The organism is Terrimonas ginsenosidimutans, from assembly GCF_022012415.1.
GTDB classification, from domain to species: domain Bacteria; phylum Bacteroidota; class Bacteroidia; order Chitinophagales; family Chitinophagaceae; genus Terrimonas_A; species Terrimonas_A ginsenosidimutans.
On sequence record NZ_JAKLTR010000012.1, the window covers coordinates 21,531 to 36,807 of the forward strand.

The 15,277-nt window shown below is 44.8% G+C and carries 13 protein-coding genes; 7 read left to right on the forward strand and 6 right to left on the reverse strand.

Translation table 11 applies throughout. The annotated features are described in order from the left end of the window. Nucleotides 1–178: 178 nt before the first annotated feature. Complete coding sequence (locus LZZ85_RS17830) at nucleotides 179–364, reverse strand: hypothetical protein (RefSeq protein ID WP_237874700.1); 186 nt, start codon at nucleotides 362–364, stop codon at nucleotides 179–181. A gap of 234 nt (nucleotides 365–598) precedes the next feature. On the opposite strand from LZZ85_RS17830, the gene LZZ85_RS17835 reads away from it, so the two are divergent. The 6 genes from LZZ85_RS17835 (at nucleotide 599) to LZZ85_RS17860 (ending at nucleotide 5,066) form a co-directional block, all read left to right on the forward strand. After that, nucleotides 599–1,072, forward strand: coding sequence for a hypothetical protein (locus LZZ85_RS17835; RefSeq protein WP_237874701.1), 474 nt, complete (start codon nucleotides 599–601; stop codon nucleotides 1,070–1,072). Nucleotides 1,073–1,092: 20 nt separating this feature from the next. Then, the gene (locus LZZ85_RS17840; protein WP_237874702.1) at nucleotides 1,093–1,734 is read left to right on the forward strand and encodes a hypothetical protein; all 642 of its coding nucleotides are present in this window, start codon (nucleotides 1,093–1,095) and stop codon (nucleotides 1,732–1,734) included. Then, nucleotides 1,731–2,567 carry a sensor histidine kinase gene (locus tag LZZ85_RS17845; RefSeq protein ID WP_237874703.1) on the forward strand — a complete coding sequence of 279 codons (837 nt, stop codon included), beginning with the start codon at nucleotides 1,731–1,733 and terminating at the stop codon, nucleotides 2,565–2,567. The genes LZZ85_RS17840 and LZZ85_RS17845 overlap by 4 nt, the downstream gene beginning before the upstream one ends. Beyond that, on the forward strand, nucleotides 2,539–3,210 hold the full coding sequence (locus LZZ85_RS17850; protein ID WP_237874704.1) for a response regulator transcription factor: 672 nt from the start codon (nucleotides 2,539–2,541) through the stop codon (nucleotides 3,208–3,210). Before LZZ85_RS17845 ends, LZZ85_RS17850 begins: the two co-directional genes overlap by 29 nt. Nucleotides 3,211–3,406: 196 nt before the next feature. After that, nucleotides 3,407–4,144: a trypsin-like serine peptidase gene (locus tag LZZ85_RS17855; RefSeq protein ID WP_237874705.1), complete on the forward strand. Its 738-nt coding sequence runs from the start codon at nucleotides 3,407–3,409 to the stop codon at nucleotides 4,142–4,144. Between the two features lie 61 nt (nucleotides 4,145–4,205). After that, complete coding sequence (locus tag LZZ85_RS17860; protein ID WP_237874706.1) at nucleotides 4,206–5,066, forward strand: hypothetical protein; 861 nt, start codon at nucleotides 4,206–4,208, stop codon at nucleotides 5,064–5,066. A 170-nt stretch (nucleotides 5,067–5,236) separates the two neighbouring features. Here LZZ85_RS17860 and LZZ85_RS17865 read toward each other — a convergent pair whose 3' ends face one another. The 5 genes from LZZ85_RS17865 to LZZ85_RS17885 all read right to left on the reverse strand — a co-directional run bounded on the left by LZZ85_RS17865 (nucleotide 5,237) and on the right by LZZ85_RS17885 (nucleotide 14,599). Continuing rightward, a complete protein-coding gene (locus LZZ85_RS17865; protein ID WP_237874707.1) occupies nucleotides 5,237–5,620 on the reverse strand; it encodes a hypothetical protein in 384 nt (127 codons plus the stop codon). 161 nt (nucleotides 5,621–5,781) lie between these two features. Beyond that, nucleotides 5,782–7,104 carry a rhamnogalacturonan acetylesterase gene (locus LZZ85_RS17870; RefSeq protein ID WP_237874708.1) on the reverse strand — a complete coding sequence of 441 codons (1,323 nt, stop codon included), beginning with the start codon at nucleotides 7,102–7,104 and terminating at the stop codon, nucleotides 5,782–5,784. A gap of 186 nt (nucleotides 7,105–7,290) precedes the next feature. After that, complete coding sequence (locus LZZ85_RS17875; RefSeq protein ID WP_237874709.1) at nucleotides 7,291–9,747, reverse strand: DUF4982 domain-containing protein; 2,457 nt, start codon at nucleotides 9,745–9,747, stop codon at nucleotides 7,291–7,293. A gap of 352 nt (nucleotides 9,748–10,099) precedes the next feature. Beyond that, nucleotides 10,100–11,491, reverse strand: a complete 1,392-nt coding sequence (locus LZZ85_RS17880; protein ID WP_237874710.1) for a sigma-54-dependent transcriptional regulator — start codon at nucleotides 11,489–11,491, stop codon at nucleotides 10,100–10,102. A gap of 855 nt (nucleotides 11,492–12,346) precedes the next feature. Beyond that, on the reverse strand, nucleotides 12,347–14,599 hold the full coding sequence (locus LZZ85_RS17885) for a sensor histidine kinase (RefSeq protein ID WP_237874711.1): 2,253 nt from the start codon (nucleotides 14,597–14,599) through the stop codon (nucleotides 12,347–12,349). A gap of 283 nt (nucleotides 14,600–14,882) precedes the next feature. On the opposite strand from LZZ85_RS17885, the gene LZZ85_RS17890 reads away from it, so the two are divergent. Further along, a complete protein-coding gene (locus LZZ85_RS17890; protein ID WP_237874712.1) occupies nucleotides 14,883–15,272 on the forward strand; it encodes a Rid family hydrolase in 390 nt (129 codons plus the stop codon). Nucleotides 15,273–15,277: the final 5 nt, after the last annotated feature.

The window sequence follows — 15,277 nt, forward strand, 5'->3', positions numbered from 1 at the left end:
CAAAAACACACAAATAGAAAACCCTTTCGCCACCACGAAAGGGTTTTAACAGCTAAGACTGCTAACAAGCCACCATCTACAAACTTAATCAGTCAGAAGCTAATAATATGATTAGGAAACAACTATTTCAGCAATTAAGCATATTCACTTGTTTGTAAAAAACAAAACACTTAGTTCTTTATGTTTTTGGTGAATCGTCATGGGTATCATTTGACTTATCCAACAAAGCATCTGCATCCTGGTGTAAAGCCTGCAACTGCTCGCAGGTCTTTTTAGACTCTTCCTTCAATTCGCGGCTCTTCTCGATCAGCTGATCGATCGTTGGCTTATCCGGAGTGAATGGTGAAGATATTTTATCATTCATAACGTGCATTTTGACTCAACAAATAGGCTGAATGACGTTACTGAACAATAATGGAGCCACGTGCACTGTCCTGGCATTAAAATGACGAAAGAAAGAGGATAAAGGTAGATATGCCGGTAACTTTCAGGGTTTTCCATGAATCCGAACAAATCTAATCACGCCCCAATGAGAATACTTTTGTTTTTCCCGCCATGCGCTCAATAGCATAAATTCACCTACATTAAAACCTTAACTATGCCACAACATTCATCCTCAGAACACGAACCAAAAGAGCTCAATGTCATCACACTCGAAGAAGCGATGACAAAAACAAATAACTGGCGCGAGGCGATCAAAAGCCAGTTTGATAATAGACCAGGCAAGGTCCCACATGGTTTCTACATCAGTCTAACTGATCTTACCGAGATTGTGAACGATTTTAAGGATCACAAAGTGAATGGCCAGCCTAGACCTTGCGTTGGTGCACGTATTTATTTCACCCTCCCTGACGCAGTCGCTCCGGGAGGCAGTATTCCCGCTGACGCGATCTCCGGCATACTTGTCCCCTGCTATGAAGAAGCTATTCGTACCTCCAGTCAAACAAACAACGATTCTCTTTTCCGGGACATCATTGTTCCGGTAAAATCGGCTGTCAAAGGAGCATACTCGATCTATAATGTTACACAACCCTGTCCCCCTATGTGCGATCCCAATAGTCCCCTGGTATAATTTTCTTACAACCAACCGGAATGAAATACATATTCGCGGGAATAATTGTGCCAGCCAGCATTATTATTCCCGTTATCACGGCTATTGTAAAATGGCGCAAATGGAACAACGCGTTTGGGTTCATCTTTCTTTATCTGTGTTTCTCCCTCGCAGCCAATATTGCCTCGCATATCATGGCCAGGCATGGTATCAATAATATGCCTTTGCTACATGCGGATACTATTATTGAAATGCTGCTGTTCGGTTTCTTCTTTATCAAACTATTTAAAGAACGCCGGGTGCGGCAGTTCATTGGTATCTGCCTGGTACTTTTCTGCCTGTTTACTCTGATCAACTTCCTCTTTATTCAAAGCATATATCAATTCAATACCTATCCCAGGCCGGTTGAAGCGATCCTGATCATCAGCTTCGCGCTGATCTACTGGTGGCAGGGAGATTTCGATCAGGTTTCGGAAGAAAGATGGACAGATATTCCCGTAAACTGGATCATCAGCGGCATCCTGCTTTATTTCTCCAGTACGATGTTCCTGTTCATTTTCTCCAACTACCTGATCCATCAGTTCAGTAAACAGGCCAATATCTTTATCTGGAATCTTCACGCAGCGATGGCGATGCTGATGTATTTACTTTTTTCTATCGGTTTTTATAAATGCAGGAAATGACAGACAATCTTTACATTCTCATCCTACTGGCAATGACAGGCACAGCTATACTTGTGTTCTTCTTCATCCTCCTGCAAATGCGTCATCAGAACAGGATGCATAGCGGAAGAAGAAAGATGCAGGAAGCCGAAATACAACATCAGAAAGAATTGCTCGAATCAGTCATCACTTCGCAGGAGGCGGAACGAAAACGGATCGGCATGGACCTTCATGATGAAATAGGCGCAGCATTGTCCGCGCTCCGCATCAATATCGAAAGAAAATCAGCGGAACTATCATATCCTGTTTTCTTTTCGCAATGCAAAACAGAGATCGATCAGATCATTGATAATATGCGCAACATCGCTCACCACCTGTCTCCCCGGATATCAGGCAGCTTCGGGCTTCATGATGCCATTCACGAGCTGGCGGATATGATCAACAAAACAGGGAAAATAAAGATGCAGGTCCTTTTTGATGAAAACAAAATCCCCGTGTTTACCAATGAGCAATCGCCCATGGCGCTTTACCGCGTATTGGCGGAGCTCGTAAATAACACCCTGAAGCATGCATCGGCCAGCCAGATCATACTATCAGTTGAGATCAAGGACGGCAAAATGGAGTTGATCTACCAGGATAATGGCGATGGCCTGCAAACCACTGATATGGGCAAACAGGGTATGGGTATGCGCAATATCGAAAGCCGCCTCAGTATTATCGGCGCTGGCTGGAAGTTAGCTCAACTACAGTTACAAGGCTATCAAATGATCATAAATGTACCGGTGGATACGCGCCATTTTAAACAACTCCAAAAACCAAACCCAGATGACCAGCATACGCATTGGACTGGTTGATGACCAGGTCCTTTTTCGCCAGGGGCTTTCAGCATTGATCCGCTCAGAACCAGGTTTTTTACTCATACTGGAAGCCGGAGACGGATCGGATTGCCTGCAGCAACTGGCAAATACAAAGGAGTTGCCGGATATCATCCTTGCCGATATGGAAATGCCCGGCATGGACGGGATAGAGTTAAATGAACGCCTGCAAAAAGAATATCCCTCTGTTAAGATCATCGTCGTATCAGTACATACAACAGAAAGACTTATTGCAAGGATGATCGAACAGGGAGCTTCCGGATATCTTGCAAAAAATTGTGATAAAGCGGAGTTGCTGATAGCGATCAAGACGGTTGCCTCAACAGGTTTCTATATAAATGCGCGGGTGTTAAAAGCGATACAAAACACATCAGCCATTCATCATAATCAATCACTGAAAAATATGAATGGCATACCCGTGGAACTTTCTCCCCGGGAAAAAGAGATCCTGCTGCTGATCTGCAAAGAATACACAGCAGGAGAAATTGCCTCACAATTATTTTTAAGCGCCCGCACGGTAGAAGGACACCGTAATAACCTGCTGCAAAAAACCGGCAGGCGGAATACGGCCGGCCTCGTATTATTTGCCGTCAAATACCATCTTCATGAAGTAACATTCTAACGATCACACTATTTACAGATCGCTTTGCGCCCCCGCAATACGGAAACGTCATCAGGTATTTCTACCTGTTCTGAATTAACGCATTTCTGCCTGCATAAAGCATTGGATTGCCCTGTACTTTGGACATCTGTTGCAGTTGACCCGCCCCTGCGGCAAACTGATCAGTTAACCATTTTTTTACAGGAAAAATCTTTATATGCAAACGCTTTCCAAAAACAACTCGGACATTCATTTCCCCGGAAGCAAAATGACCCGGATCGTGGATACAACAAATTTCATCTTCCCTTTCATCTGCTTACTGCAAATAAAATTCGGATCTGGCATTAAGGGACATGCCACCGGCACATTGATCAACGGAAAATATGTACTCACTGCTGCCCATAATGTACACAACAAACAATATGGAAAAGCTATTGAAGTGACCGTAATCCCTGGTCAGAATGGCGATCTGAAACCCTTTGGGGAATTCCAGATGGAAAGATTTTTTGTCCCGGATGAATATGCTGACGATCCGGCTTCTATTCCGGCTGAAGAAGAAAACATCGTGCAGGAAGATCATGTATATGATTATGCTTTGATCGAGTTAAAGGAAGCAGACAACAGGCAAAACCCACTATCCATTCATGTAGCGACAAACGAGGAACTCACCCAGGGAGATGCGTCGATCACCGGCTACCCTGGTGATAAACCAGCAGGCTCTATGTGGGAAGCATCAGGCCAGTTGCGCATTAAGAAGGAAGTTCCTGCATTGCTTTTCTATCAGATCTCCACCTTCCGCGGTGACAGCGGTTCGGGCATCCAAAAGAATATCGATAAAAATTGTTTCATCACCGGCATACACGTGGCAGGTTCAAGTGAAGAGAACACCAATTTCGGTGTACGCATTACACAGGAAGTATCAGCGCGCATCAGCCAGTGGATGCAACAGAAATGATAGCTGTCCGGTAAATAACATGTTCTAAAATTCTAATTTTTAACCATAAAACCTTAATAAAATGGGACAAGGACCAACAATCCAGGAACTCGCGGACAAAGACACAGAATTCCGGAAATATCTTGCACAGATCAATGACGAGGTGCAGGCGGATAAAACGAGGGATATTGATTCCCTGAAAGAAAAGATGACCGAATTCTATAAAGAAGGCGGGTGGAATGATCATAAACCAATCATGCAGCTCGACAAAGTGGAGGTGCAACAGGTCTCATCCTGGTCACTTGATAACGTCACCAAGATGATCACCGCTGTTAAAGATGCTATCTTCGGAAATTCGGAACCTCCTGATGGCGTACAAATAGAGAAACCGGCAGAGTTGCTGCAATCCGTCGCACAGATGAGCAATCTTGGCCTGATGGTCATGAACAAAGCATTTTCAGCAATCCAGGGAATCCTGCAGGCGTTTGCAACCGAAAGCTCCTACAAGGGATCGGCCATTCAGCGTATAGAGGTGATCGCTCCCGGTCTGACTTTGTTTATTTCCATCCGTTCCGACGTGTGGAGAAGCAAAGGCTTCTTTAACAATGATTCCATCGCTCAGTACCTGTTCGTGATCAGATCTCAATTTTCACTTAAACAGGCTGGTGACCTGGCCGACTACAACGCACTAATCGGCTACCAGGAAGTGCATTCCGCTTTTGTAACCCGGTTAAAGGCTTTAGCCAAAGTGATCGCCGATCCGGCAACACCTTACAGGGCACTCCTGGAGCTGGAGGAAGAAATGGGATATTATGCTGAGCAGATCAGTGAACTACAGGCAATGATCAATGCACTGTCAAGTGAAAAGATCAGAAAACACCTCGCTGACGCGAAAGGCGCCATTCACGAACGGAGAAGGGCTGCCGCCTTACAGGAAGCTTAGAAAGTAGCATATGCTTAAACATAAAGCGACAAAGGGAAATTCGGTTACTTTCCCTTTGTCGCTTGTTTATTTTCAAGAAAAAACTCCACCACTACAGAAAAATAAAGCGGTAATATGACTACGGATCTTTCGCTGATAGACTTCCGCTGCTGTTGCCGAAGTGTAAGCAATTACCTCCCTGCAAAGCTGGTACTGTCAAAATAAACATCTTTCAATTTGCCTTCCTTTGTTTTTATCCGGACAACATCATAATGCTTTGCCCCCCGCTTAACCTCTGATCTTTTTACCAGGCTATACCCCGGATACAGATTCTTAAGCCATTTATATTCTTCATCCTTACCCTCTCTCTCAGTAGTAACCTTAAGCACCACGGCGTTGCTGAAAGAAGTCCCGCCATTCAACAGATCGGCACGCGTTACAGTCGGCTCCGCCTTTACCGGCGCCTTTTTAGGGGAGGAACAGGAAGCTAAGGCGATAAGAAGAATAAAGAGTGGTTTTATGATCTTCATAGCAGCCGCATTGCTTTTAGGGAAAAAATTTGCCTTTAAACTCATGTCACATAACGTTTATGTCATCCATGTATACAAACAATATACCTTTTTCCTGCCGCCGGGCATTTGTTTTTCCGGCATCGCAGGTTTCCTGACATTTTCGCCCTGGATCCCTGTTATTTTTACAGGCTTGATCCTATGTATTTGTATTGTCAGCCAAATTGTTAATTACCGTCAGGCTTGCTTAGAGGACGCACTGAACTTTGCGGCAATGTCCAGTTCTCATACGGCATCGGCTTCGCCGGATCGAAATTAAATGCAGGAGATCGCAGCTGTTTTGCCAATTCCGGAATTTTCCGTTTTATTTCCATTACCACGCAGCTCGCCAACTCATACGCGCCATAGGAAGTAAAATGTGTATTATCTTTCAACTCATTGGGCTGGTTAGGGAAACTGTTCGCCGGAAAATGCACAAACGCTTTCAGCGATCTCTCCGGCCCCCATGCTTCATATAAGATCTTACTCATCGCATTCAGATCGATCAGCGGAGTTCCTTCTTCAGCAGCCACCTGCCGCATCGCTTCGGGATAGTCACCAAGTGTATTATTGATCTTCCCAGTTGAATCGAAACTTCTTCGGTGCATGGAAGTAACCAATACCGGAGCCACCCTCCTGCTTTTCGCCGCAGCGATCCACGATCTCAGCGTATCCTTATAACTGGTAAAAGCATCGAGGTGATTACCGCCAGGCTTTTGATCGTTATGGGTAAACTCGATGAATAAGTAGTCGCCGGGTTGAGCACGTGACCAGATCTTTTCAAGCCGTTTTTCTCTTGCAAATGCTTTCAATGTCTCTCCCGATTCAGCATAATTAGCTACAGCAATTTTATGCGGCACAAAGAATGCCGGGATCATTTGCCCCCATGCAGCCCATGGTTCATGTGCCTGATCAACTACCGTAGAGTTGCCGGCCAGAAAGATCGTCTTAGATGAATTGTTCGGAAGGATCTCCAACTGCCGGATCAGGGGAGCTTCATTATTGAATTCGATCGTGAGTTTATTATCCCAATGGCGATAATCCCGTTCTCCCGGCTTTAACCGAACGACTTCCTTTGCCGGTCTGATGATACTGTCACGCACATGCACCGTAAACCATTCTGCACTGAATTTCCCCGGAGCTGTCTCTACCCTTTCCAGCATCAAACGCCTGTTCTCCACTTTGACCGTTGTAACAGTTCGCTGCCTTTCATCTCCCAGCACGAGCTTCATATCATAATTACCTTCCGGCAGGTTCACCGAGAAATAAAGAGGTTTGAATACGGCTGCGTTCGTCACTGTCCGGGAAACAGCAGAGGTATCAAGCCAGCTTTCAGGCTCCCAACCGTATCCTTTTATGGGATCATAAATATCCCCGCGGCTGACATAAATTATTCCCTTTGCTTTTACAGGTTGACTGAAAGAAAATTTCCAGTTGGATTGCGCAGCGCCATTCATTGTGCTGGCAAGTAAGAGTAATAGGCATATAGCAAAAGCAAGTACGTTCTTCATCGTCGCTTGATTAAATAGCAGGACCGGGTTACACAATGCAGGTATACTCTGTTGCGTATCTCAGTAACGCCGCATTGAATTTAGAAAGAAAAAATCATCGTTCGTCCTGTACTGTCAGTTGACCGCACAGGATGAATGATGACATAGTGGACAGATACGCGACATTCAGAGAAATCTGTACCGATCTTATTTATTTATTGCTGAAGATGCCGTTGACGAAAGTTTTATGCGACCTTCTTTCAACTTATCCCCTGTAACAACCAGTTCTATTGGCCCGGCGGATTCACCTGCCTGTACAAGCACCACCAGTTTCCCATTGAACACCTTCATCGTTGGTAAATGAAATTGCTCCACCGAAGTTGCATCACCATTGCATGCGGCCCTGTACTTCCCAGCGCCTTTCACCGAAAACTTCAGCTGATTTGCAGCCTGCGGGCATTCATTTCCGTTCTTATCAACGATCGAAACAGTGACGAAAGAAAGATCTTCTCCATCAGCCTGGATCGTTCTTCTATCCGGATCCAGTTTGATCGCGTAAGGTTTGCCCGGAGTAGAGATCGTTTTCTCAGCAGCAACCTTGCCATCGTTGCCGTAAGCAACCACTTTTACGGTTCCTGGTTCGTATTTTACATCCATCCACATCAACCGGTAACGGTGCTGCGGGGAAGTATTATTTTTTTTCTGAACACCCATGCTTTTCCCATTGATGAACAACTCGGCACTTTCGTAATTGGTATATACGAAGATGGGTGTCACCTCGCCTTCACGCCCTTTCCAATCCCAGTGCGGCAATATGTGCAATGTTTCTTTTTCCTTATTCCACCGGCTCCGGTAGAGATAATAACGGTCTTTAGGCAGACCGGCAAGATCATTGATGCCAAAATAAGAACTACGGGAAGGCCATTTGTCATCATAAGGTGTCGGCTCGCCAAGATAGTCGAATCCCGTCCACACAAACTCCCCGATCACCCATGGCTTATCGTCCTGCAATACAAAATCATCCTCCGGCAGATTTGACCAGCTGCAATACTCAAGATCATAAGACGAAGATTGATTGTCGGGATATTGCTTTTCAACCTGTTTTTGAACAGGGAACTTATACACGCCTCTCGAACTTACTGTTGACGCGGTTTCTGACCCGAGAATGAATCCCTGCGGGAAAACGCGATATGCCTCCTCATATAAATGTGTGCGGTAATTCAGTCCCGGAATATCCAGCAATGCACCAAACCCGGATTGCAGCGTGGCTTTTACCTGGTCCATACCCACTGTTACCGGCCTGGTCGGATCCTCCCGGTGAAACAGTTCCTGCAACCATTTGGCACGTTTCACTCCTTCGGCACCATGCTGATCCGGCACTTCATTGCCTGCGCTCCACATGATGATCGATGGATGATTCTTAGTTGCACGCACCAGGTTTACCACATCCTTTTCCGCATCCGCGTTAAAAAAACGGGCGTATCCGTTTTTCACTTTAGGCTTAGCCCATTCATCAAAAGATTCTGCCAGGAACATAAAGCCCATTTCATCTGCCAGCTCCAGTTGCTCCAATGATGGCATATTATGCGAACTTCGGATCGCATCGCAGCCCATCTCTTTAAGAATACGCATCTGTCTTCTCAGGGCTGCAACATTTACCGCAGCACCTAAGGGGCCAAGATCATGATGCAGGCACACCCCTTTGAATTTCCGCGTCTTTCCATTCAGACTGAACCCGGTTGACGGACTGTATTCGATCTGCCTGATGCCAAAACGCGTTTTCAGCTCATCTTTCAATTCATTACCTGCATAAACTTTTGAAACAGCATAGTACAGGTTAGGTGATTCAGGGCTCCATAGCTTTGGATCTTTGATCAGGAAATTCTGATCAAATTCTTTTCCAAACCGGATATCAGTTTGCCCGGCCACTACCCTGACGCCTGCCGGATCAAAGATCTCTGTAACAAGCCGTACGTTTTCGCCGGATACAGCTGTCCGGATATTCACTTTTGCCAGATCCGTTGTTGCCATTGGCGTCGTAACAGTAGTTCCCCATTGGTCAATGCTTTCTTCATTTTTGAAGATCACGCTGACCTTCCGGTAAAGACCTGCTCCCGGATACCATCTCGATGACTGATCAGGATTATTCAAATGCACAGCCAGTACATTTACTCCGTCATTTTTTATGTAAGAGGTTATATCAAAATAAAAATAGCTGTAGCCATAATTCCACTGACCCACTTTCTGATCATTGAGATAAACCACAGGTTCACTCATCGCCCCTTCGAACAGCAGTATAACACGTTTATTTTTGCCGGAAGCAGGAATACTGAACTTCTGGCGGTACCATCCCTGACCAATATAGGGCAACGATCCGGTCCTTCCTGTTTTCTCCGTTGCAACCTTTTCATTGTTTTGCGTTACAGCAACCGTTTGCTTGTCGATCTCCTTATCAAATGGTCCGTAAATAGCCCAGTCGTGCGGCACGGAGACGGTTTCCCAGCCAGCATCGTCATACTGTGAGCGATAGGCGGCTTCATCAGCATTTCGCGTAAATTTCCAACCACTTTTCAACTCCATCACTTCACGGGATTGTGCCTGTGCCAGCCCGGAAAAACACACCGTCAACAGAATGAAAAAACTGATACTCTTCAGCAATCTCATAGAATCAATTTAAATGTCTGCGTAAACAATTATACTGATGCAAGTTACTGGTAAGTATCGTCTGAACCTCAGCTTATTTTTTCGCCGGAAATTGGTAAAGTTTGAGAATGATGCAAACTTCTCGCCTATGATCTGGGTCCGATGTGCTTTTGTTATAACATCAATGCTTTGGCGCAGGAGTTTAAGAATTCAGTTGGCGAAAATTTCGGACACATCATAAAAGAAGAACAATCATTGTTGCTATTTCGACAACAGATCACGGGTAAAAATCAGCTTAAAAAAATGAATTCATTGCACGTACCATTACAGGTTCAGGGAAACTCCAGTGACGAATTGCTCACCACCAGCATGCTTATTTAATATTCCGTTTACTGATCACCTTATCTATCCCGAGTTTTTTGATCCTTGAAGTAAGGGTATTAGGATTGATCTTAAGTATCTCGGCGGCTCCGCCCGGCCCGGACACTTTCCATTGGCAACTTTCAAGTACACTGATGATATGATCCCGTTCGTTTTCCATGATAGATTTAGGGCGCGCCTTTTCACTGCTGTCGGTTAGAAGCCAGTTGACAGGAAATTTCACGATGGTATCGATCACTTCATCCTTCGTGAGCAGGATCGTTCGTTCAATCGTATTCTCCAGCTCGCGGATATTGCCAGGCCAGTCATATGCCTCCAGCAATTGCATGGCTTCCGCCGAAAAAGACTTCGGAGCATCCTTTTTTATATCGCGGTATTTCTTCAGAAAATATTGGGCCAGCAAAGGAATATCTGTTCTCCTGTCGCGCAGCGAGGGCATTATGATCGGGAAAATATTCAAGCGGTAGTAGAGATCCATCCTGAATCGGCCTGAAGCGACTTCTTCTTCAAGCACACGGTTGGTTGCAGCAATGACCCGTACATCGATCTTCCGGGGCGCACCTCCGATCGATTCGATCTCTTTCTCCTGTAATACACGGAGAAATCTTATCTGAAGATCCAACGGCAACTCGCCCACTTCATCCAGGAAGATTGTGCCGCCCTCCGCCATTTCAAATTTCCCTGTCTTCTTTTGCAGCGCGCCGGTGAAAGCCCCTTTCTCATGACCAAATAATTCAGATTCGATCAGATGTGGCGGAATAGCGGCGCAGTTCACCACCACAAATGGCCCTTTCGATCTTGGAGAGATATCATGAATTGACTTTGCGATCAGTTCTTTACCCGTGCCGCTTTCGCCAAAGATCAATACAGAAGTACCGGACACACCCACCGTTTTTGCCAGCTCAAGGATCTTCAGGAATTGTGGACTTTCTCCTATGAGATGCCTAAACGATATTACCGGCGCTTCGGCAATCACGCCTGGAGACTGCGCACTACCCATTTTTTGCTTTTCCTTTATGCTATGCAGATGAAGCGCAATATCCAGCATGATCAATACATCTTTTGCCCTGAAGGGTTTGATCATATATCCATAAGGTTCGGTCTGCTTTGCTTCATCGAGTATGGAACGATTGGAGTTCGCTGTAAGATATACAAATGCAATACTTCGCCGCTGCAGGATCCTTCCCAGGTCAATACCTGTCCTATCCCCTTTGAGAAAAATATCAACAAGCACGATATCCGGCTTCTGCAGGCCGATCGCCTCCAATGCGGAAGAAACGGAATTAGCAATTCCACAAACAAAAAAACCAGCCGCTTTCAGGATCACGTTGAGGCTCCTGGCTTCGATATATTGGTCTTCTACAATAAGTATTTTGGGCTTCACTACACTAAGTTGAATAAGGTTATCTCAGGCTAAATGTACGATGCAAATCAATTTCAGATCCGGATTCGTTGATCAGAAAAGTGATTAGCGAAAAAACAAAATCGGTTTTACGATATTTCAAAAATGAACAGTGCCAATAAAATCCACCTCGCTGATATGCAGCCATTTATTTTTCGGGCACAATATTGTAAAATGATAAGAGATCATCACTGCTTTCAATCGAAAGCACGATAAAAAATATTATAAAGTCAACGAGAAAATATGAAAAGCTCATACAACAAGCAGTAATTACAGAAAAGCAACTGGTAGAAGTTCGTTTTCTTTATCATGGAGAAGTTCCACGGAAACAAAGACAACCAAACCACTATAACATGATAACATAAGTAAAATCAGGATCAATAGTTATGGACGGGTCGGCTTATTCTCAAGTTAGAGCCATAGCATTAGTATATAAGTTTTCACTCGCGTAAGCATAAGAAAATAATTATATCAATATTAGTGTGAACCAGATTGACGCAACGGTCTACGAAGTAGTTGAAAATATACCGAATGAAATATATGTGAATGTTTGCTACCGGGCTGATACCTGGTCCGAAGATCCGGACCAAATTATTCAACAGTAAACACGCCTTAGATAATGCATACCGGCTTGATCTGAACAGCAGAACATGAAGGCAACGCAGCCTGGATAATTTGCATGCAAACAAATTCTTGAAATATCAAAAACGCATGGACCACAGCGGGCAAGTTGCTCAGTTTCAGAGCAACCAACTACCGGAGTTCTCTTAACCTCTCGGCTTTGAATAAAAGTCCGGGCTTACTTCCACGCTTACTTACCGGTATGTCGCAGCCAAATCAGCCCTGCTCTATTGCTCCTTCCGGCAGATTAAAATTGATCTCTATCCTCGTTCCTTTGTCCGAGGAGATATTAAGGTAACCACCGATCTCTTCTGTAAGTCCCTGCAGCAGATCCATTCCCATTGATCCGCCATTATCAGTCAGCTGATTCATATTGATCCCCTTCCCATCATCCTGAATAACCATGCACAACTCAGATGCAGAAACCAGCTTTAACATCACACGGATCTTTCCTGGATGATCACCGGGAAAAGCATACTTGATCGAATTCGTCACACATTCATTCAGGATCAATCCAAGATTTGTCGCCAGCGAATGATTAAGCCTGATCTGCTCTACTTCCAGCATGATCATGATCCTTCCGCGTATACCAAAACTATCCTGCAAATATTCGATCAGCTCACGAACGTATTCCGGCATATGAATGAATGAAAGCATTTCTGACTGATACAATTTCTGATGCACCAATGACATGGAATAGATCCTGTGCTGACTTTCCTTGATCGAAGACAAAACATCTTCCGTTGCAGGATAGCTTGATTGGATCTCCAGTAAACTGGACACAACCTGGAAGTTATTTTTAACCCGGTGATGGATCTCTTTGATCAACCACTCCTTCTCGGCAACCAGGTGTTGAAGCTGATCGTTTTTGACTGAAATGATCCCGTTAACCCGTTTCTTCAGCTTATACTGCCGGTACACAAGGGCAAAAACCAGCAGCAGGATCACAATGCCGGTAATAGTTATATTGATCAGCAGGTTGGCTCTTTTGGCAGACTGATCCTGCAATTCATTTCTTTGTCTAAGCATCAGGATATCCTGTTCACGGATCCTTAGCTCCTTTCTTGCATTTTCTGTTTCGTATTCCACTTCCAGCTGCTGGATCTGCTTCTTACTTGTCTCGGTATAGATGGAATCGTTAATTACATTATACGCAAGAATGTTGTCAATGGCAGAACTATATCTTTTCATTGCGGTATCAAGCCGAAACCGGTACAGATAAGCGATCCGCATATTATAAGGTTGGCCCATTTTACCACTAAGGGAATCCAGCTTCCGTACATAAACCGACGCATTTACATAGTCGCCCTTTTCGATATAAAGTCTCGACATGCTATGATAAAAATTATGAAGGTTATTATCCAGAGGAGGATAAAGCTCCATCAGTCTAAAAACTTCCCGGCCATACCTCTCAGCACGGGGATAATCTTTCAACATTGTATAAATGATCAGGTAGCAGGATGGGATCACGAACTTCTTTTCATTGGAGGGAGACACCAGGAATTTCGGGTCGATGCTCTCTAAAAAATGCAGTGCCTTTTTTCCCTCGTCCAGGTAAATGTAACTGTTCACTACATTCTGAGCGATCGTAAGAACAGCTTCATTATCATTAAGCCGTTTGGCCACTTCCAGCGCTTCGATAAAATAGCCGATGGATTTTTCCGGCTCTTTAAGATTTGTGTAAGTAACGCCTATCCGGTTATTGATCTGGCACATGGTCATCGTGCTGTCTTTCGCCGCCTTCGCGTCCTTCAATGCCATCAGGCTGTACTGGATCGACTTCTTGAAATTTGCATCATCAAAATAGGCAGAGGCATACATGATATAAACGGCCGACAATCTTGTATATCCTATGGACTGATAGATCAGCAATGCCCGGTCAAGCAGCTCTATCGTTTGTTGCCTTTTGCCGCGCAAAATATAAAGGTCTGCCAGGTAAACCAGTGTGGCGGCATACTTCGCACGATCCGTCGACGCAGACAGTGCTTCAACTGCGAGGTTCGTCAAACGGATCTTCTCTTCATACTCCTTCTCTTTTTCATAATGATAGTATCCCCCGACTGCCAGGTAAGCATTTCCGAGGTATAACTTATTCGTTCCTTTGAGCAGTACCGCAAGTGCTTCCTCCGCCAGTTTCTTTCCGCGATCATATTGCTTCAGTTCCCTGGCCAGTTGGGATCGCTGGAGCAGATGATTCCCCATGAGATCATCGCTCTTACGTTTTGCGATCAGCCGCCCCGATTCATTTATAAAGCGATTCGCTTTATCCAGATCAGCGGGATACTCACCGGGCTTTAGCATGTAATGATCCGCCAGTTCGAAAAGCGTGTTGATCTGACCAGTATCCGTTTTATCAATAGAAAGTGCGTGCATAAGAGAATCCGCTTTTAGATCGGCGACTGCTTGCGCATTGCCCGCAAGCGGTATCACAAGGGATAGCATCAGAAAGCAAATCAGGACTCGCTTCATTAGATTGGCGGTTTAAAAAAAGACAAACCAATATTATACAATTCCGGGCAAATAATATGCTGTTATTCTGCAGCAGGATCTTAAGATCAAGAAGCAATCAGTAACCGTGCTCACTTGCATCGCCAATACAAACCACGAAGAAGGAATTATACATGAAAAACAACAGGAAGTACATTTACGCAGAACAGGCTTTATCTCATCTTTGATCATGGCTCAGATCTCTGCAAAATGCAGGTAAGAACCCGGGTGCGCTTATCTGCTTAAAACAAAAAAAACATAAAACATGTCCACTAAAAAAACATTTGGATTGGGTATGCCATGGGAAAAGGAATATGGGTATGCACAGGGCGTAAGAATAGACAACATGGCCTGGATATCAGGGCAGCTTGGCCATGATGAACAAGGCAATCTTGCCGAAGGGATGGACAAACAATTTGCGTATAGTTACACAAATATTGAACGGGTTCTTGCGGGACTGGAAATGTCCATAGATGATGTAGTGGAAGAAGTGATCTATGTACTGGATATGGCATCCGCGTTCGAAGCGAGAAGCCGGTATGGCCAGGTGTTCTATAAAGAACCGATGCAGGTAGCCAGTACGATTGTTGTGGTACAGGCACTGGCGATACCCGGACAGCTGGTGGAAATAAAGGTGGTAGCCAAAAAAGCGTAAACGAC